The following is a 19,191-nucleotide window of genomic DNA, read 5'->3' as shown; positions in this document are numbered from 1 at the left end:
ATTCCTAATACAAAGAACAGCGTGCCAGTAAGGTTCGCTGTTTTTTGTTTGTCAAGATTTTCTGCTTAGATAGGGCGATAAGGGTTCACTAAACAATGCAATTTTATTCATTTCTATCGGCGTTGACAATGGAACAGGGATTCTTTAAAATGAGATAATCAGATTAGCTCGTTAATGAGGGTTTCAAACAGAGTGCTGTCGCTTCTTCGTCCATGAATCATGCTATAAAATAGGTAATTGTTCTAATGGGAGGGCTATATGATTAAGCTGATTATCAGAAAAAGAATAAAAAATTATGAAGATGTAAGCAATCAGTCTGTGAGAGAGGCTTATGGTGTGCTTTCCGGAAGCCTGGGCTTATTCTGCAACTTCCTTTTGTTTCTGGTCAAATTGGGAGTAGGAGTCGGCATAAACAGTATTGCCGTCATATCTGATGCCTTTAACAATTTGACCGATATGGCCTCATCACTGGTTGCTATTCTGGGTTCGAAATTCAGTAATAAACCGGCTGACCATGATCACCCGCTGGGGCATGGACGGTATGAATATGTTGCTTCTTTAGTAGTCGCCTTTATTATTATGAGTGTCGGCTTACAGTTGTTAAAAACATCATATGAAAAAATTTTAAATCCTGAAATAATAGTTTTCAGCTGGTTATCTTTAATTCTTCTGCTTATATCAGTGGTGGTGAAGTTATGGATGTATTCTTATAATCTTTATATTTATAAGGTGATAAACTCCAGTGTCATCCGGGCAACTGCATTTGACAGCATCAATGACAGCATTGCGACTTCGATGGTAGTTGTTTCGATGATCATCGGTCATTTTTTCAAATTGTCCATCGATGGTATAGCCGGTGTCATTATCTCGTTACTTATTATGTATTCAGGGTTTTCGGTGGCCAGAGATACGGTTGGTCTGTTGTTGGGTCAGGCACCGGATCCTGAAGTTGAAGAGCGCATTTATCAGCTTGTCGGTTCGGGTAAGAATATTCTTGGGGCACACGATCTGATTATTCATGATTACGGGCCGGGAAGAACGATTGCTTCAATTCATGCAGAGGTACCGGATAATCTAAGTATTCTGGAAGTGCACAGAGCCATTGATGCACTGGAGAAAAGAATTATGGATCAGCTGGAAATTGATATTGTGATTCACATGGATCCGGTTTCCACCAATCAGGTTCAAGTAGAAACGACAGAAAATGAAATCCAGACTAGTGTTGCCAGTCGATATCCCAATATTCAAATTGTCAATTTCAGGATGGTGGAACTTGATGAAAAGACCAACGTACTTTTTGATATTATCGTTGACAAGACCTTGTCACAGGAAGAAAATGATAGTCTTCGGCAGGGAATCAGGGAAACTGTCAACATCAGGTGGAAAAATTATGATGTCTACGTCAACGAAGTACTAATCAGATATCATAGTTAAAGCTGTTTACGAGATAAATCTTTTGTATTGAGAATTTGATTTAAAAATAATAGATGCTGAAAATGGAGAGGCTTAAATGAAATTGGACTATCGACTCACTTTTCTGGTTGGTCTGGGTTTTTTGACGATTAGCGTGTTTTGGCAGGTGTATGAATTTGTTATTCCACTGATCATGTTGAAAGTTTTTGCGATCAGTGATACTGTGGCAGGATTTGTTATGTCCTTTGATAATGTCCTGGCACTTTTTATGATTCCGGTTTTTGGGATGCTGTCCGATAAAACGACAAGTCCCATTGGTCGAAGAATGCCTTATATCATTGTCGGAACAGGTGTATCGGTGATTTTTATGCTGCTAATTCCATTTTCGGTAAACCACCACAATTTGGCCTTGTTTATCGTGTCGCTGGCTTTTGTCCTGCTGGCCATGTCGTCATACCGATCGCCAGCGGTGGCCCTGATGCCTGATGTAACACCCAAACCACTGCGCTCCAAAGGGAATGCCGTTATTAATCTGATGGGGGCCTTGGGTGGGATTATTGCCTTGTCGCTGATTACATTGCTGGCACCGGAACAGGGAAGTGCCAATTATTGGCCGGTTTTTCTGGTGGTGGCACTGATTATGGTCGGTGGGGTTGTGCTGCTTAAACTGATGGTCAATGAACCCCAGGCAGTGGCTTCAATGGAAGCTCAAAGCCTGGTAATTGAAGTGGAAGATGATTTCAGGGAAGTTGAAGATGCGAAAAAGCTTCCGAAAGAATATAAACTAAGCCTGATATTTATTCTGCTGTCAGTATCGCTATGGTATATGGGTTATAATGCGGTGACATCGGCATTTTCAAAATATGCTCTGGTTGCACTTCATATCGGAGAAAGCCGTTCGGCACTTATTTTGGTTGTAGCCAGTCTGGCGGCGGTTATTTCCTTTTTACCGGTAGCGATGATTTCTACAAAGGTTGGTCGTAAAAAAACGATTCTGGTGGGAGTTGCTGTTTTGGCGCTGGTATTTGCTTCGATGTTTTTTTATCGCGAATTCAGCCCGCTGATGTTTGTATCTTTCAGTCTGGCGGGGATCAGCTGGGCGGCAATTAATGTTAATTCTTTGCCGATGGTGCTGGAAATGGCAAAGGGCTCAAATGTGGGACGCTATACTGGATACTATTACACCTTCTCAATGGCGGCTCAGGTGATTACCCCAATTTTCTCCGGTTTTCTGCTGCAGAATGTGGGATATTTTGTGTTGCTCCCTTATGCCGCCACTTTTGTAAGTCTTTCTTTTTTGACAATGCTATTGGTGAAACATGGTGACTCCAAGCCATTGCCGATAAAAGGTAAATTAGAGGTTTTTGAGGAGATGGATGGCTGAAATAATTGACAAAATATAAGTGATATCATACAATTTAAATGCAAATGATTTGCATTTAAAAAGGATAAGGTGAAAAGATGAAAAGAAATTTGATGCTGATCCTGTTATATGGACTCTTATTGTTTTTGATGACTGGCTGCACAAGTTCAGCTGAAGGAAGTGTCTCCAGTGAAAAACCTGTCGTAGCCGTAACCATTGTACCAGAGCAGACTTTTGTGGAAGCGGTATGTGGCGATCTGGTAGAAGTGGTTGTCCTGGTGCCCCCAGGCAACAGTCCGGAAAATTACGAACCGACTCCCCAGGAAATGGCAGACTTTAGTGAGTCTGAACTTTATTTTACGATTGGGGTTCCAACCGAAGAAGCCAATATTTTATTTAACGTAGGGGATGTTGAAGTTGTTGCCCTGGAAGATGCGGTAGCAGAGGTTTATCCGGACCGAACATTTGAAGATGGCGGCCGTGATCCTCACATCTGGTTGTCACCTAAAAGAGTAGGCGTGATGATTGATACCATTTGTGCTGAAATGTCTGAATTGGATCCTGAAAATGCGAAAAACTATGAGGCTAATGCTCAAAGCTATAAAGAACAACTTGAAGCAGTTGATACAGAAATAAAAGCAGCACTCTCGGAGGTGCAAAATATGACCTTTATTGCTTATCATCCGGCCTTTGGCTACCTGGCTGATGATTACGGATTGACGATGGTTGCCCTTGAAGAAGAAGGTAAAGAGGCGACCCCTCAGCAACTTCAGGCAGCCATTGATCTGGCCAAAGAAAAAAATATCAAAGTGATATTTTATCAGGAAGAAATTGACAGCAGTCAGTCTCAGGCCTTCGCCGAAGAACTAGGTGGGAAAACTATTCAGCTCGAGCCGCTTTCGGCAGACTACCTTAATAATATGAGCAATATGGCAGAAACGATGGCTGAGGCAATGGAATGAGTGAAAAAGCCATCCGAGTAAAGGACCTGACTGTTACTTATGGACAGACAACAGCGCTTGAAGGGGTTTGCCTGGATGTGGAAGAAGGCGAATATCTGGGGATCATCGGTCCAAATGGGGGCGGTAAAACAACCTTTTTGAAAGCACTTTTAGGGCTGACAGAAATTGATGCCGGGAAGATCGAAATTTTTGGAGAAAGTGACCCGCCTTATGCGAATCCTCTGGGTTATGTACCCCAGTTTTCCGGCCTTAATAGAGGCTTTCCCATGACTGTTGTCGAAGTCGTTGAGACTGGTTTTATTAGCCGTAGCATTCGTCCCTTCTTTAAATACAGCAGGGGGCAGCATGAAACGGCGATTGAACTGCTTAAGCAGGTCGGTATCCATCAGCTGGCAAAACGTCAGATTGCGTCGCTTTCAGGCGGTGAGTTTCAGCGAATGCTGATTGCCAGGGCTTTGGCTGTTCGTCCGCGAATCCTATTTTTGGATGAACCGACAGCCAGTGTGGATGCCAGGTCGCGGGAAGATATCTATCAGCTGCTCAAAGAACTGAATCGTGAGATGACCATTGTACTGGTGACCCACGATTTATTGGCAATTTCTTCTCATGTTGGCAGATTGGCCTGTCTTAATTGTAAATTGGTGTATCATGGTGAACCGGAGCTCAATGAAAGCATTGTCACCCAATTATACGGATGTCCAGTTGATTTGATTGCCCACGGGGTACCCCATCGTGTATTAAAGGAACATCAAGGGGGGTGTGATCAATGATTCAGGCCTTATTTGAATATCAATTTCTGCAAAATGCTTTGTTCGGGGGGATTTTAGCAAGCATAGTCTGCGGCATGATTGGTGTCATTATAGTTGAGAAAAAGTTGGTAATGATGAGTGGCGGGATCGCCCACACGGCCTATGGCGGAGTTGGGTTAGGTTATTTGCTGGGCTTTGAACCAATTATTGGAGCCTTTCTTTTTGCCGTTCTGTCGGCCCTGGCAATTGGGGCAATCAGTAAGAAGAGCCAGTCGGGAACTGACGTGATTATCGGTTTATTCTGGTCTATGGGGATGGCATTAGGGATTCTCTTTATTGCCCTGATGCCAGGGTATCCACCGGATTTAAGCTCTTATTTGTTTGGTAATATTTTGTCTGTTACCCGCTCTGACCTTTGGCTGATGTTTGTTATCACAGCTGTTGTCAGCTTTAGTGTGATTGCTTTTTTTAATCACTGGAAGGTCTTTCTATTTGACGATGAGTTCGCTGGTATTTTAGGCTTAAAGACAAATTTTCTGGACAATATACTGCTGATTCTAGTGGCAATGACAGTGGTAGCCCTGATCCGGGTTGTGGGAATTATTCTGGTGATTGCGCTGCTGACGGCTCCGGCAGCCATTGCCGCAATGATCACCAGTAATCTGGCCAAAAGAATGATGACGGCTGCGATCTTAGGGGTTTTATTCTGTGTTTTTGGTATTTATTTATCCTACACCTTAAATATTGCATCCGGAGCTGCAATTGTTTTGTTATCAGGTATGGTCTATTTTTTAATGTTTATGGTAAAAAGAATCAGAGCAAAAAAAGGATTAGGAAGGCAGATTCGTGAAAAAAATCAGTGAGAACTTAAAAGCAAAAGGATTAAAACTGACAAAACATCGAGTTGCCATTCTTTCCGTTCTGAAAAAATCAGAACATCCCCTTTCAGCAGATGATATTTTCTATGAACTGCAAAATCATTCAATCAATTTGTCGACAGTATATCGGAATCTGGATCTTCTTTGTGATAAGGACCTGGTCTTGAAACTTAACCTCTCCGGCGATAACCGAACGGTATATGAATATAACAGCCCGGCTCATCGCCACTATCTGGTTTGTCTGGCTTGCAAAAAAATAGTCCCGATTGAGCATTGTCCACTTCACGGGTATGAAGAAAGGCTCCAATGCGAGACGGGTTATTCAATTGTAGGCCACAAACTGGATGTTTATGGCTATTGTCCGACTTGTCAAAATGAAGGGAAAACACCAGAAGAATAATATGCCCCTTGTCAAGTAGAACGGTTAAATACCTAAAACCGGGTGCAGATGAACGATCACACAGAAATGTGTGGTCCTTTTTTATGTCCGCCATTTCTTTCTATATGGGGTGAACGCCGTTTTTAATTTCGGTGTAAATGGACTGCATTTCTTCGTCTAAATGGGTAATCGATGATGCACACACTTTTAGGCGGTCGCCCAGATCTTCAGAGATATTGGTATGGGCTTTATACTTGAGCTGATGTTCAAGACTGGCCCAAAAATTCATGGCGATTGTTCGAACCTGGATTTCGACCGGTATTGACTCGGTACGTTCGGCCAAAAAAATTGGGACCAGGACGATCAAATGAAGGCTGCGGTAGCCATTTTCTTTGGGATGAGCCACATAATCATTTTTTCTTACCAGGGTGATATCGTCCTGGCGTAAAAGCAGATTGGCAATTCGGTTGATGTCACTTAGATAATTACAGATAACCCGCACACCGGCGATGTCGGTAAGGTTTTTACAGATCGATTCTGTGCTGATTTCGTAGCCCTTTTTCTGCATTTTTTCGATGATACTTTTAGGACTTTTGAGTCGATATTCCATATGATGAATAGGGTTATGATCATATCGGGCCTGGAATTCCTCGTCGAGAATTTCCAATTTAGTTTTGATTTCTTTGATTGCAGCCCGATAGACCTGCTGGGTTTTGATAAAATCCTTCAGGACGTTGTTGACTTGGGGATCATTGGAGAATGCCATATGATTTATTTCCATAAAATAATTCACTGCCCGAATAAAAAAATTCAGCTTGAGCTGATTGTTATTCAGGCATACCTTTCTAATTAATTGAAATGGTTTGTAACCATTTTGTATTTTAGAGGATAAATCTTTAGTTCAGTTTTATAAAGTATGATAATTCTATGACTAAAAAGGGTAATACCTAAATAAACTTTAAATTAAGACCATCGAGGAAATAGCAATGAAAAGTGTAAAACAAAAATTCAGATTTGTGATGTTGTGTATTGTCACAACAGTGATGATAATGAGCGGGTTTTTATTTTTGGGAAAAGTCTGGCAGATTGCTGAAGGGGTATCTAAAGGCTATGCCCGTTTATTTAATAATGAGATTGTTGGTGAAATCAATACCTATGTCAACCGAGAAATAGGAGTTGTTGAGAAACTGGCAAATACAGGTGTGATAAAAGAATTTCTAAGAAACCCTGATGGGGATAAGACTTTAGAATCGGCGATGGAATCAGTTCGGGAGTTTAATCGGGTCTTTGTGTATCATAATACTTTTTTGGTTCCTGGGGAAAGCCAGGACTTTTACTTTTTTAATCAGTCATCAGATGGGGAGATATCGCCGCCAGAAGGCCAGCTTGATATAAACAATGAGCGGGATCGATGGTATTTTGATCTATTGGAAAGTTCAGAAGACTACAGCCTGAAAATTGATGTGGATCGGTTCTTAGATACTTTAGGAATGTGGCTCAATATGAAGGTTATTGATGATGGAAAAATTTTGGGTGTTGTGGGAACTCAGATGGGTCTGGAGGGTTTCATTGATAATATCCTTAAACTGTATGAGCAGGATGGCGTTCGTACTTTTGTTATCAATGAAGAAGGCGAGATTCAATTGGGCAGAACAAGTGATGAACAGCCGGAAGAACCAGCCCTAATAGAATTGGAAAACAATGAGATTACGGAATTATCAGAGCGTGATAACGACAGCCAGCATATGTCCAAAACGATTTATGAATATTATTCAAACTTTGATCTAGATCGAGCCAAGTTATATTTTGATGAACACGGGATTGATGATTCCTATGTCTTTGAAGTAACCGGTGGAGCTTTTCAGTATGGGGCTATAGCACCCATTTTAGATTCAGGCTGGTATGTCATAACCTTTTATGACATGGAGAATATTATTTCATTGAATAATCTGCTTTTTTATTTCATCGTTGCGATGGGTCTGATGGGTTTGTTGGCAATACTCATTAATATGGCAATAGAAAAGATGATGATCCAACCATTTTCTAAAATAATGGAGAGTACTGTTCTAAAAGAAGGTGAACGGTCAGTAGAGATCTATGGATTGTCAAGAAACGATGAGTTTGGTGAACTAGCCCGATCGATTGATACGATGAGCCGGCAGTTGGTTGAAGCGATTCCCGTAGGGCTGTTTATTTTAGGCCAGGATCAGGTCTTTAAGTATGGAAACCCTTATTTTCTTAAGCAGTTTAAATGTGAGTCATCGGAAGAATTTAAACAGGTAATGGAGGAGAGTCCGGAAAAGATATTCGGCAGTCGTGGCATTTTTCATGCGTTTTTGGATAGGATGATTAGAAAATCCAGTCATTTAAGTGTTGAACTGGAACTTCATGATCTTGAGGGGGAAATGTTCTGGGCAGAAATTCAGGTTGAAAGAATTAAAAAGAATGCTTTTGAATGGGAATATGAAGGGATCCTTATTAATGTAACCAATCAAAAAAATGAAGAAAGCAGATTGATAGAAGAGGCATCCAGAGATTCGTTAACGGGAATTTATAATAGGGCTTATTTTAATCGCAAAATTGAGAAGCAGATGGAACACGCAGACCGATACCGAAGCGATTTAAGTATGGTAATTTTTGATTTGGATCATTTTAAAAAGATTAATGATACATTTGGACATCAAATTGGGGATGCAGTATTAATAAAGACGGCTGAAATGGTTGAGGAAATGCTTAGACAAACGGATATCCTGGTACGCTGGGGTGGTGAAGAGTTTGCCATTTTGATGCCAGAGACTACGTTAGAAGCCGGTATTGCGGTTTCAGAGCGAATCCGACAGGTCTTAGAAAGTTTTGAACACCCAGATGCAAAAATAGTTACAGCCAGTTTTGGTGTCGCTCAGCGTGCCCGGCATGAAGAGATGCTGAGCTTTTTTACAAGAGCGGATGAGGCACTCTATGAGGCGAAGGAAACCGGCCGTAACAGGGTTTGTGGAAAAAAAGAGGGAAGTTTAAGTTGAAGGCTGGAAAAATTGGCAAAATTATCTGAAAAATGTTATAATATTCATTCAAACAGTTTGACACCGTAAATATAAAACGTTATTTGTAGAGGAAAGGAAATTCAATGGGACAAACATTAACCGAGAAAATTATTGCAAATCACCTGGTTGTGGGTGAAATGGTAAAGGGCGAGGAGATCGGGATTCGTATTGACCAGACCCTGACACAGGATTCCACCGGGACTATGGCTTATCTGCAGTTTGAAGCAATGGAAGTGCCGCGAGTAAAAACTAAAAAGTCATTAGCTTATATTGATCACAATATGCTTCAGGAGGGCCCTGAAAATATGGATGATCATCGTTATATTCAAAGTGTTACCAAAAAGCACGGGGTTTATTTTTCAAAACCGGGTAACGGTATTTGTCATCAGGTTCAGATTGAACGCTTCGGCGTACCAGGTGATACACTGGTAGGCTCGGACAGTCATACACCGACTGGCGGTGGAATTGGGATGCTGGCGATTGGTGCTGGAGGTCTGGATGTGGCAGTTGCCATGGCTGGTGATCCTTATTATATTATCATGCCTAAAGTTGTTCAGGTGGAATTGACCGGAAAACTTCGAACCGGTGTGTCTTCAAAGGATGTCATCCTGGAAGTACTAAGACAATGTACGGTTAAAGGTGGCGTAAATAAAGTCTTTGAATATACCGGTGAAGGGGTTAAAACTTTAACTGTTCCCGAACGGGCAACCATTACCAATATGGGTGCGGAACTGGGAGCGACAACTTCAATCTTCCCATCCGATGAAATGACCGAGAAATTTTTAAAAGCCCAGGGCAGAGTTGAAGATTTTAAAGCACTTGCAGCAGATAGCGATGCTGAATATGATGAGGTTGTTAAGGTCGATTTATCAGCGCTGGAACCATTAACAGCCTGTCCTCACAGCCCTGATAAGGTTGTCAAGGTTTCAGAGATTGAAGGCATGCCAGTTAATCAGGTTGCTATTGGCTCTTGTACCAATTCATCCTGGCTGGATCTGATGAAGGTTGCGAAAATCATGAAGGGAAAAACCATTGCTGAGAATGTTTCCTTTGTTATAGCACCGGGATCAAAACAGGTTTTGACTATGCTTGCTGAAAATGGTGCTTTAGCAGATTTATTAAATGCTGGTGCCCGAATCCTTGAGTGTGGTTGCGGCCCTTGTATTGGAATGGGTCAAGCACCCTGTACCGATGCAGTATCCCTTAGAACCTTTAATCGAAACTTCTTTGGGCGATCGGGAACACCATCTGCCGATGTTTATCTGTTAAGTCCAGAAACCGCTGCAGTATCTGCTTTAGCTGGAGTTCTAACAAATCCTTTAGGTAAGGTGGAGTTATCGGATATTGAAATGCCAGAAGCATTCCTTTTGAATGATACTATGGTGATGGAGCCGGCACCGGAAGGCACTGAAGTGGAAGTCATTAAAGGACCAAATATCAAACCTTTCCCTGAAACAAAACCGCTTGAAAAAGAAGTCGCTGGAAAAGCATTAATCGTCGTAGAAGATAATATAACCACTGACCATATTATGCCATCGAACGCAAAACTTCTGCCATACCGATCTAATATTCCTTACCTTTCAAATTACTGTCTGACTCCCTGTGATGCGGAATTCCCACAACGAGCCATTGATAATAAAGGTGGATTTATTGTAGGCGGTTCCAACTATGGTCAGGGTTCCAGTCGTGAACATGCTGCACTGGCCCCTGTTTACCTGGGAATCAAAGGGGTTGCGGTAAAATCTTTTGCCAGAATTCATAAAAACAACCTGATTAACAATGGGATTCTGCCATTGGAATTTGTCGATGAAGCAGACTACGATACCATATCATTAAATGACGAATTGGCCATTGAAGATGCGCTGCAGGCGGTTAAAGATGGTGAAGCCAAGCTGATTAATAAAACAAAGGGCTTAACTTATACGATGAAAATCGAAGTTTCACAGCGCCAGAAAGAAATGCTGCTTGCTGGTGGACTGATCAACCTGATTAAATCAAAAAAATAATTGTTATTTAGCCCTCCTTTAGGGTATACAAGTACAGCGGGCAGACTGGAAATAAAATTTTCCGGATTCTGTTTGCTGTATTTTTATTGTTTAAAGATAAAAGAGGAGGAAAGACTATGAATTATGAAATTAAGGGCGGAAATCTGCCGGTTGTATTGGTCAACCTGGAAGGCGGAGAGTCAATTTTCACTGAATCAGGTGGAATGTCATGGATGTCTGATGGGATGAAAATGGAAACCAATACCAAAGGGGGCCTGCTAAAAGGTCTTAAGCGAACATTTTCCGGAGATTCTTTATTTATGACAACTTATACTTCAGGCCGAGACGGCGGTCATATTGCTTTCACTTCGAGTTTTCCGGGAGAAATCAGAGCCTTGCCCCTGCAAAAAGGACAAACGATCATTTGCCAAAAAAGAGCTTTTCTAGCCGCTGAAACTTCTATTGATCTGGATATATATTTTAAGAAAAGTCTCGGTGTAGGCTTGTTTGGCGGAGAAGGATTTATCCTCCAGAAACTGACAGGACCGGGTACAGCCTTTGTTGAGCTGGATGGGTCGGTGATGGAATATAACCTGGCTCCGGGCGAGGTTATGAAGGTCGATCAGGGTCATGTGGGGATGTTCGAAGAATCAGTATCCTTTGATATTCAAACCGTTAAGGGTGTTAAAAATATGTTTTTAAGCGGTGAAGGCGTATTTCTGGCAACCTTAAAGGGCCCTGGTCGGGTCTGGCTGCAGACCATGCCGTTGAGCCGAATTGTCAATCTGATCGCCATGTCCATGCCGGAAAAAGGCTAAATAAAAAAGCACTGATTTACTTCAGTGCTTTTTATCTTTAAGGGATGACGTTGACATAGTTGTCAGGCAAATCGTCAAAGAACATGATCCCCAAACAGTTTTTTCCGATATGAACGGTAAGGGCGGAACCGGCACCTTCGGGGGTCATGAAATTTTTGATCCCCAGTTCTTTTTCGAAATGCTTCATTGCTTTGTCCTGCAGTCCGGGAGCTGTGCTTTGAACCAGCCCCATAATCTGGTTGCGATGAGGTCCCATTTTTTCTTCGATGATAGCAAAAAGCCGTTTTAAGGCCTTTTTCTCGCCACGGATTTTTTCGTAAACATGAATTTCACCATCGGGAATATAGAGGATTGGAACGATTTTAAGCATATCACCGATCATTGCAGCATTCTTGCTGATTCGCCCCCCTTGAGCCAGCCACTTGATATCGCCAACGAGAAAGAAAATTTGGATATGGTGAGCAAGAAAGTTCATAGTTTCGACGATTTCTTCATAGGGCCGGTTTAATTTATCAAGCTTAAGGCCCTGATAGAGAATTAGAGCCTGGCCGGTTGTCGCAGATAATGAATCAACGACTGTGATTTTACGTTCAGGATATTTTTCCCTGAAATCCCTAATTAAAAGACTGGCGGTCTGATAAGTTCCTGATAATTTAGACGAAAAAGCCAGATAAATTACATCATCGCCGTTTTTTAAATGTTTTTCAAAAAGGTTCATCATATCAGTAGGCATGATCTGAGCTGTTTTCGGGAAGCTTTTTTTATTGTTTTCCACAAAATCGATAACCATCTGCGGTGTAATATCGATCCCATCGGAATAAGTTTTGTCATCCAGTGAGACCGGAATATGAAGCACATCGAAGTCGTAGCGGTAAAGGATTTCGCTGTTGGTCTCGCACATGGAATCGACAATGAATTTGATTGCCATTGGAATACTCCTTTGTAGTTATTCTAAGTATTTTAGCATGAAATGCTTCAATTGACAATCAGACAAAATACAGACACTTTATCCATAGAACAGAAAAAAGGTGGTTTATGTAATGCTCAAAAGATGATAAACTATCAGCAAGAAAAAGAAAAGGATACATAGAATGATAAAGCAATTAGCACAAGAATTTTCGATCAAAGCAAAACAGGTTGAGGATACCATTAAACTCATTGATGAAGGCAATACAATTCCTTTTATTGCCCGTTACCGAAAAGAAGTAACCGGTAATTTAAGTGATGCCCTGCTCAGGGAACTGGATGTAAGACTCACTTATCTCCGTAAACTGGATAAGCGAAAAGAAGAAATTATCAGATCAATTGATGAGCAGAAGGCCCTAAATCCAGAACTGAAAATGAGTATTGAACAGGCACAAACTCTACAGGAAGTGGAAGATTTGTATCTGCCCTATAAAAAGAAGAAAAAGACCAGAGCATCGGCCGCCAGGGAAAAGGGAATTGAACCTCTGGCATTAAAGATGTTCGAGCAGACGCTTAGTGAAAAGGAGTTACTGGAGCTCGCCAAAACTTTTATCAGTCCGGAGTTGGAAGTGGCAAGTGCCGAAGAAGCTCTGCAGCTGGCCCGGGACATCCTGGCTGAGATGATTTCTGATAACGCAAACTATCGGGGTGTAATCAGGAAGATATCGCTGGAAAAGGGCCGTCTGAAAGCGACGGTGATTAAAGGAAAAGAATTGGAAAGCCCTGAGCTTGAAATGTATTTTGATTACGAGGAAGCCATTAAAGGTATCAAGGACCATCGGATTCTCGCTGTTAATCGGGGCGAGAAACGAAAAGTGTTAAATGTCAAAGTATTGGCACCGGTTGAAGAAATTGAAAGTTATCTGCTTAAAGAAAATTTACGGGACAAGACGGCGGTTCATGTAAAAATGGCCATTGAGGATGGATATTCCAGACTGATTGCCCCGGCTATTGAAAGAGAAATAAGAGCACTGTTAAAAGAGCGGGCCGAAGAAGGGGCGATTAAGCTGTTCGCCTTGAATCTAAAGAAACTCCTGCTGCAGCCGCCCTTTAAAGACAAGGTAACTATGGGCTTTGACCCGGCCTTTCGAACCGGCTGCAAGATTGCAGTTCTTGATAAAATGGGAGAGGTACTGGCGACGACAACCATTTATCCGGTATTCTCCAAAGGCCAGGAAGAAAAAGCCGAAAAGGAGCTGCTTGAACTGATTGATAAGTTTAAAGTCGATATTATTGCCATCGGCAATGGAACCGCCTCCCGGGAATCGGAACAGTTTGTGGCTAAAGTCATTAAAAAAGCTAAACATCCTGTTGCCTATATTGTAGTTAATGAGGCAGGTGCTTCAGTTTATTCAGCTTCGGAACTGGGAACTGAAGAATATCCGGATATTAATGTTTCCCTGCGTGGTGCTATTTCGATTGGCGGACGACTCCAGGATCCGCTTTCGGAGCTTGTTAAAATCGATCCCAAGCATATTGGAGTGGGACAGTATCAGCATGATGTCAATCAGAAAGAGCTGGAACGGATGCTGGAAGCAACGGTTGAAGATGCCGTCAACAATGTGGGTGTTAATGTCAACAGAGCCTCAGTAGCCCTGTTAAAATATGTGGCTGGGGTTAACAAAACGATAGCCGGCAATATTTTGAAATACCGTCAGGAAAATGGCACATTCAAAAATCGCAATGAACTTAAAAAAGTAAAAGGTCTGGGAGCCAAAGCCTTTGAACAGTGTGCCGGCTTTTTAAGAATCGATGACGGCGATAACCTTCTTGATAACACCGGTGTTCATCCTGAATCTTATAAATCTGTGGAAAAGCTTTTGCTGATGAATGGAATTGATAAAGCGAGTTTGGGGAAACAGGAGCTGGTGATCAAAAAAAGCTATGCCGATCTTGCTGACGAGCTGGGAGTTGGGGTCCCAACACTTTATGATATTGTTAAGGAACTGAGAAAACCTGGTCGGGATCCCCGAGAATCGGCGCCAAAGCCCCATCTCAGATCAGATGTCCTGAAAATGGAAGACTTGTCTGTGGGGATGGAGCTTACAGGAACAGTTCGTAACGTGATTGATTTTGGTGCTTTCGTGGATATCGGTGTTCACCAGGATGGGCTGGTCCATATATCCCAAATTACCGATTCCTTTATCAAGCACCCGTCAGAGGCGGTTTCATTAGGTGATGTGGTGAGTGTTAAAGTGATTTCTCTGGATCTTGACAGAAAACGAATTGGTTTATCAATGATTGTTTAAAAAAAAGATTGACACTGGAATAAACTTTTTATAAAATAAAAGGCTTATTCCTTTTTTTTATGGTATAATGAAATAACTATCAATGATGGGAGTGGTTATATGTACAAAATTGGTGATAAAATTGTCTACCCAATGCACGGCGCAGGCATCATTGAAGCAATCGAAGAGCGTGAGATTTTTGACGAGATAAATACTTATTACATTATGCAAATTGTTTCAGAAGGGCTGCAGATCTTAATTCCAGTAGATAAGGTCGATGAGATTGGCGTTAGGACAGTCGTCGAGAAGGATGCGATCAGTGAAATGCTGGAGTCCATGAATGCTCCAATGGATGAAATGGAAAAAAATTGGAACCGAAGGTACCGGGATCATCTGGAGCATCTTAAAACAGGTGATATTTTCGAAGTCGCCAAAGTGGTAAAAAATCTGATTTTGCTGGACCGTAAAAAAGGACTGTCGACTGGTGAGAAGAAAATGCTTAACAGTGCCAGAAATTTTTTGGTCAGTGAGATGATTTTGATTGAAAAACGAGATAAGGATGAAATCGTAGGTATCATCAATGATGCTGTCTGTGAGGAAAGCGAAGAATAGAAAAAAGCCACCTTCATTGCAACGCAGGTTTCCTGTGCTGCAATGAAGGTGGCTTTTTTTTAGTCGGAAAAAGCGCTGGTAGAATTGGGAATTAGGATATTTAGAGGAAAGGGACAATAAAAGATAAATCCTTAAGAATTGAATGGTATAATTTAGTTTAAGACAGAAAGGGGGTGAAGAAGAATGCAGAAAATATTTAGAGTGCTGTTTGCCCTGGTTGGAATGCTTCTGGGGGTAGGAGCTGCAAATCTGACAATCACAAGCGGGTGGTTTCAGGAATCTGTAAATTTAAGCACAGAACTGGAAATTGCAATTTATATTGCGCTTGTTTTACTATTTGGTCTTATCTTTTTTATTTTATTTCCGCTTTTTTTAAAAGCAGTCAAGCATTTGTCTAAAATTATCGAGGCAAGTCTGGAAAATGTACGGCTGGTTGATGTGAGTTTCGGCATTATTGGCCTGGTGATTGGTCTTCTGATTGCGATGCTGATCAGTATTGCACTGATGCAAATCCCAATTCCATGGGTGAGTGGAGTTCTGACCATTGCGATTTATATTGTCCTTGGCTATATCGGGTTTACAATTCCGATGAAGAAAAGAGACGATATTCTGCTGGCGTTTCAGGGACTGCGAAAAGAAAAAGAACCGGGAACCGCTCCGGTTGAAGTCAAAAAGAATACAAAAAAGAAGAACTGTGCAATTCCCAAGCTTTTGGATACCAGTGTAATTATTGATGGTCGTATTTTTGATATCTGCCAGACTGGATTTGTTGAAGGACCGCTGGTGATACCGGTTTTTGTCCTTAATGAACTGCAGCTGATTTCGGATTCGGCGGATGAACTGAAAAGAAACCGCGGCCGACGAGGCTTGGATATTTTGAACAAAATTCAGACGGAATTGGATATTGAAGTTCAAATCACTGAAGAAGATTTTGACGATGTCAACGAAGTGGACTCAAAACTGATTAAACTGGCTAAATCTACTAAGGGAAAAATCGTAACCAACGATTATAATCTTAATAAGGTAGCCACTGTTCAGGGGATAGAAGTGCTTAATATGAATGAGCTGGCTAATGCGGTTAAACCAATTGTGTTGCCGGGTGAGGAAATGAAAGTACTGCTTGTCAAAGCCGGAAAAGATAACGGTCAGGCGGTTGCCTATCTGGATGATGGAACGATGATCGTAGTTGAAAACGGCAAACGCTATATCGGCAGCTCGACCATTGTTATTGTGACCAGTATTTTACAGACATCTGCCGGGCGGATGATTTTTGCCAAGCCTAAAAGATAGGTGTTTGTAGTATTAAAAGTTAAATGGCCTGAAGGCGATAGAAGCAGGGTATGAATTCAGAATACTGGATTTTCCCTGCTTTTTTAGTGAGAAAGCTTGTTTTTCAGGGAAAGGATTTGTAATTTTTGAGTGAAGAAAGTATAATTAAAAATACTATAACTCAGGAGGTAAGGATGGAACTGCCACAGGCATTTAAGGAAAAAATGAAAGAACTGATGGGACCTGAATATGAGGCGTTTCTTGAGACTTACGATCGTGAGGAAATAAAAGGGCTCAGAACCAATACCCTCAAGATCGCTCCCGAACAATTAAAAAGAATACTGCCCTTTGAAACGAATCGAGTTCCCTGGTGTGAGACCGGTTTTTTTATTGATGCCTCTGTGCGTCCTGGTAAAAATCCATTTTATTACGCAGGTCTTTATTACGTTCAGGAGCCCACGGCGATGGCAGCCGTGGAAGCCCTTGATGTTTCCCCAGGTGATTGGGTCCTGGATCTTTGTGCCGCACCAGGAGGGAAGTCCACCCAAATTGGTGCAGCCTTGCAGGGCGAGGGATTGCTTGTAGCCAATGAGCTGGTAAATTCCCGGGCTGGGGTTTTATCGACCAATATTGAACGGATGGGTATCGGGAATGTACTGGTGACCAATGAATTTCCGGAACGGCTGGTTTCTGTTTTTTATGAGAAATTCGATAAAATTCTGGTGGATGCGCCCTGCTCCGGTGAGGGGATGTTTCGCAAAGATCCCGGTGCCTTAAACGACTGGAGCATCGAGCGGGTTGAACGGTGTGTGGGAAAACAGGAAAAAATTCTTGAGTCGGCAAGCCGCCTGTTAAAACCGGAGGGGATTTTGGTTTACTCTACTTGTACATTCTCGCCTGAGGAAAATGAACAGGTGATCGAGGACTTTCTGAATCAAGAATCGTTTTCTCTGGAAAGGATAAGTCTTACGGGCTTAAATGATTCAGGGCATCCGGAGTGGAGTAAAAATAATTTGAAGGAGCTTGATAAAACCCTGCGGATCATGCCCATGCATGTTCAGGGGGAAGGGCACTTCATCGCGAGACTGAAAAAAGAAAAAGCATCTCAAGAACATGAGAGTGGTCTTAAAGCTTCACCTAAAGGGCGGTTTAAAAAAGCTGCCAAGCAGGATTTGAAAAATTATCAGGTCTTTTTATCTGAGATGATCAGGCCGGAATATCAAGTGTCTTTTTCAAAAAATCTGTATCAGTCAGGCGACCATCTTTATCAGTTCCCCCAGGGAATTAGTGCCGATTCAATCAGTGGTTTAAAGGTTTTGAGACCGGGATTGCACCTGGGACAGCTCAAAAAGAATCGTTTTGAACCCTCCTATGCGCTGGCCATGTTTTTGACAGAAGAAATGGTTTTAAATAGTTTTAACCTTTCTTCCGAAGAAATGAGTTATCAGTATTTAAAAGGGGAAATAATTGAAGAAGACCAGAAATCCGGATGGGTTCTTTTAACCTATCAGGGATATCCGCTTGGTTTTGGAAAAGCCAGTGAAAAAAAGATCAAAAATCACTATCCCAAAGGCTTGAGAATTCGCAAAAAGTAAGGAAAAATCTGTCAGGAGATATAATTTTATGATAAAATCAAGTATCCATAAAAGTGCCGTAATTGATGAAACCGCTATACTTGGAGAGGGCCTTTTTATAGGCGCTGGTGTGATCGTTGGTGAAGCGGTAAGAATCGATGAAGGCTGTCGTTTGGGGACTGGTGTGATTGTTGAGCGGGACTCAAGTCTTCAAAAAAATGTTGTAGTGGAGCCTGGGGCGATCATTGGTGCTTCCGTAGAGATTGGGTCGGATACGAAAATCGGGATGGGTGCAAAAATCGCTGACAATATCAAAATTGCTCCAGATTCAGTTGTCAAAACCGGTGAAATTGTGCTGAAAGACATGATTTATAAAATGGTCTTCAAACGGGGGGCCTGGATTTATCGTGAAAATGAATTGAATAAGAAGTGAAAGAGGGGTTTGTATGAATCAACAGGATTTTTTGGTGCTGAAAAAGGCGATCGAGAACAAAGAGAAAATTCTGGTATCGGGTTGTCTTTTAGGAATGGAAATTAATTATCAGGAAAAGGGATCATTGGTTGAGGAACTGCGCCAATTGCTGTTGAAAGGTCAGGCGATTGCAGTTTGCCCGGAAGTACTGGGTGGTCTTCCAACTCCTAGAGACTGTTCAGAGGTCAGAACAGTTGACGGGGAGAGAAAAGTTTTTTCCATTAAGGGTGAAGACTTAACTGAGGTTTTTAAATTGGGGGCAGAGCGGGCACTGGATACGGCAAAAGTGACTGGTGCAAAAATTGCAGTGATGAAAAGTAACAGTCCTTCCTGTGGCTGCGGTGTCATATATGACGGCAGTTTTCAGGGGAAAAAGGTTAAAGGCGATGGTGTTACGGTAGAACTTTTCAAGCAGAATGGAATTACAGTGATTACAGAAGAAGAATTTCTGGAATGTATTCAATAGATTAAGGAGTAGAACT

Annotated in this window: 17 protein-coding genes; 15 read left to right on the top strand and 2 right to left on the bottom strand. The window is 41.8% G+C overall.

Features of this window, described 5'->3' with window-relative positions:
• The first annotated feature begins 258 nt into the window (after nt 1–258).
• The 6 genes from Q5O24_14770 (at nt 259) to Q5O24_14745 (ending at nt 5,765) form a co-directional block, all read left to right on the top strand.
• Nucleotides 259–1,434, top strand: coding sequence for a cation diffusion facilitator family transporter (locus Q5O24_14770; protein WKY47591.1), 1,176 nt, complete (start codon nt 259–261; stop codon nt 1,432–1,434).
• A gap of 76 nt (nt 1,435–1,510) precedes the next feature.
• Entirely contained in the window at nt 1,511–2,797 is a 1,287-nt protein-coding gene (locus Q5O24_14765; GenBank protein WKY47590.1) for an MFS transporter, read from the top strand.
• 77 nt (nt 2,798–2,874) lie between these two features.
• Nucleotides 2,875–3,738 (top strand): zinc ABC transporter substrate-binding protein, encoded by an 864-nt coding sequence (locus Q5O24_14760; GenBank protein ID WKY47589.1) that lies wholly within the window; start codon nt 2,875–2,877, stop codon nt 3,736–3,738.
• Nucleotides 3,735–4,508, top strand: coding sequence for an ABC transporter ATP-binding protein (locus Q5O24_14755; protein ID WKY47588.1), 774 nt, complete (start codon nt 3,735–3,737; stop codon nt 4,506–4,508). The genes Q5O24_14760 and Q5O24_14755 overlap by 4 nt, the downstream gene beginning before the upstream one ends.
• On the top strand, nt 4,505–5,350 hold the full coding sequence (locus Q5O24_14750) for a metal ABC transporter permease (protein WKY47587.1): 846 nt from the start codon (nt 4,505–4,507) through the stop codon (nt 5,348–5,350). The genes Q5O24_14755 and Q5O24_14750 overlap by 4 nt, the downstream gene beginning before the upstream one ends.
• Nucleotides 5,334–5,765 (top strand): transcriptional repressor, encoded by a 432-nt coding sequence (locus Q5O24_14745; protein ID WKY47586.1) that lies wholly within the window; start codon nt 5,334–5,336, stop codon nt 5,763–5,765. Before Q5O24_14750 ends, Q5O24_14745 begins: the two co-directional genes overlap by 17 nt.
• A gap of 100 nt (nt 5,766–5,865) precedes the next feature.
• On the opposite strand, the gene Q5O24_14740 is transcribed toward Q5O24_14745, so the two are convergent.
• Complete coding sequence (locus Q5O24_14740) at nt 5,866–6,525, bottom strand: GTP pyrophosphokinase family protein (protein ID WKY47585.1); 660 nt, start codon at nt 6,523–6,525, stop codon at nt 5,866–5,868.
• 205 nt (nt 6,526–6,730) lie between these two features.
• On the opposite strand from Q5O24_14740, the gene Q5O24_14735 reads away from it, so the two are divergent.
• From Q5O24_14735 to Q5O24_14725, 3 genes are all read left to right on the top strand, one after another.
• Complete coding sequence (locus tag Q5O24_14735) at nt 6,731–8,764, top strand: sensor domain-containing diguanylate cyclase (protein WKY47584.1); 2,034 nt, start codon at nt 6,731–6,733, stop codon at nt 8,762–8,764.
• Nucleotides 8,765–8,868: 104 nt separating this feature from the next.
• Nucleotides 8,869–10,791: an aconitate hydratase gene (locus tag Q5O24_14730; protein WKY47583.1), complete on the top strand. Its 1,923-nt coding sequence runs from the start codon at nt 8,869–8,871 to the stop codon at nt 10,789–10,791.
• 116 nt (nt 10,792–10,907) lie between these two features.
• Nucleotides 10,908–11,588 (top strand): TIGR00266 family protein, encoded by a 681-nt coding sequence (locus Q5O24_14725; protein ID WKY47582.1) that lies wholly within the window; start codon nt 10,908–10,910, stop codon nt 11,586–11,588.
• A 37-nt stretch (nt 11,589–11,625) separates the two neighbouring features.
• On the opposite strand, the gene Q5O24_14720 is transcribed toward Q5O24_14725, so the two are convergent.
• A complete protein-coding gene (locus Q5O24_14720; GenBank protein WKY47581.1) occupies nt 11,626–12,516 on the bottom strand; it encodes a DegV family protein in 891 nt (296 codons plus the stop codon).
• Nucleotides 12,517–12,670: 154 nt separating this feature from the next.
• Here Q5O24_14720 and Q5O24_14715 point away from each other — a divergent pair, with 154 nt between their 5' ends.
• From Q5O24_14715 to Q5O24_14690, 6 genes are all read left to right on the top strand, one after another.
• Nucleotides 12,671–14,803 carry a Tex family protein gene (locus Q5O24_14715; protein ID WKY49270.1) on the top strand — a complete coding sequence of 711 codons (2,133 nt, stop codon included), beginning with the start codon at nt 12,671–12,673 and terminating at the stop codon, nt 14,801–14,803.
• A 99-nt stretch (nt 14,804–14,902) separates the two neighbouring features.
• Nucleotides 14,903–15,394, top strand: coding sequence for a CarD family transcriptional regulator (locus tag Q5O24_14710; protein WKY47580.1), 492 nt, complete (start codon nt 14,903–14,905; stop codon nt 15,392–15,394).
• A gap of 183 nt (nt 15,395–15,577) precedes the next feature.
• Nucleotides 15,578–16,684, top strand: a complete 1,107-nt coding sequence (locus tag Q5O24_14705; GenBank protein ID WKY47579.1) for a PIN/TRAM domain-containing protein — start codon at nt 15,578–15,580, stop codon at nt 16,682–16,684.
• Nucleotides 16,685–16,857: 173 nt separating this feature from the next.
• A complete protein-coding gene (locus Q5O24_14700) occupies nt 16,858–18,258 on the top strand; it encodes an RsmF rRNA methyltransferase first C-terminal domain-containing protein (GenBank protein ID WKY47578.1) in 1,401 nt (466 codons plus the stop codon).
• A 28-nt stretch (nt 18,259–18,286) separates the two neighbouring features.
• Nucleotides 18,287–18,670 (top strand): hypothetical protein, encoded by a 384-nt coding sequence (locus Q5O24_14695; GenBank protein WKY47577.1) that lies wholly within the window; start codon nt 18,287–18,289, stop codon nt 18,668–18,670.
• A gap of 13 nt (nt 18,671–18,683) precedes the next feature.
• Nucleotides 18,684–19,175, top strand: coding sequence for a DUF523 domain-containing protein (locus Q5O24_14690; GenBank protein WKY47576.1), 492 nt, complete (start codon nt 18,684–18,686; stop codon nt 19,173–19,175).
• Nucleotides 19,176–19,191: the final 16 nt, after the last annotated feature.

This window comes from Eubacteriaceae bacterium ES3, assembly GCA_030586155.1.
In the GTDB taxonomy this organism is placed as follows: Bacteria; Bacillota; Clostridia; order Eubacteriales; family Eubacteriaceae; genus Acetobacterium.
Note: the sequence above shows the minus strand (reverse complement) of the source record. Positions and strands in the feature narration are given on the sequence as shown.

Bases quoted from the DNA above. Each gene is read 5' to 3' on its own strand.
- Q5O24_14770 (WKY47591.1), top strand. From the start codon at position 259: ATGATTAAGCTGATTATCAGAAAAAGAATAAAAAATTATGAAGATGTA.
- Q5O24_14765 (WKY47590.1), top strand. From the start codon at position 1,511: ATGAAATTGGACTATCGACTCACTTTTCTGGTTGGTCTGGGTTTTTTG.
- Q5O24_14760 (WKY47589.1), top strand. From the start codon at position 2,875: ATGAAAAGAAATTTGATGCTGATCCTGTTATATGGACTCTTATTGTTT.
- Q5O24_14755 (WKY47588.1), top strand. From the start codon at position 3,735: ATGAGTGAAAAAGCCATCCGAGTAAAGGACCTGACTGTTACTTATGGA.
- Q5O24_14750 (WKY47587.1), top strand. From the start codon at position 4,505: ATGATTCAGGCCTTATTTGAATATCAATTTCTGCAAAATGCTTTGTTC.
- Q5O24_14740 (WKY47585.1), bottom strand. From the start codon at position 6,525: ATGGAAATAAATCATATGGCATTCTCCAATGATCCCCAAGTCAACAAC.
- Q5O24_14735 (WKY47584.1), top strand. From the start codon at position 6,731: ATGAAAAGTGTAAAACAAAAATTCAGATTTGTGATGTTGTGTATTGTC.
- Q5O24_14730 (WKY47583.1), top strand. From the start codon at position 8,869: ATGGGACAAACATTAACCGAGAAAATTATTGCAAATCACCTGGTTGTG.
- Q5O24_14725 (WKY47582.1), top strand. From the start codon at position 10,908: ATGAATTATGAAATTAAGGGCGGAAATCTGCCGGTTGTATTGGTCAAC.
- Q5O24_14720 (WKY47581.1), bottom strand. From the start codon at position 12,516: ATGGCAATCAAATTCATTGTCGATTCCATGTGCGAGACCAACAGCGAA.
- Q5O24_14710 (WKY47580.1), top strand. From the start codon at position 14,903: ATGTACAAAATTGGTGATAAAATTGTCTACCCAATGCACGGCGCAGGC.
- Q5O24_14705 (WKY47579.1), top strand. From the start codon at position 15,578: ATGCAGAAAATATTTAGAGTGCTGTTTGCCCTGGTTGGAATGCTTCTG.
- Q5O24_14700 (WKY47578.1), top strand. From the start codon at position 16,858: ATGGAACTGCCACAGGCATTTAAGGAAAAAATGAAAGAACTGATGGGA.
- Q5O24_14695 (WKY47577.1), top strand. From the start codon at position 18,287: ATGATAAAATCAAGTATCCATAAAAGTGCCGTAATTGATGAAACCGCT.
- Q5O24_14690 (WKY47576.1), top strand. From the start codon at position 18,684: ATGAATCAACAGGATTTTTTGGTGCTGAAAAAGGCGATCGAGAACAAA.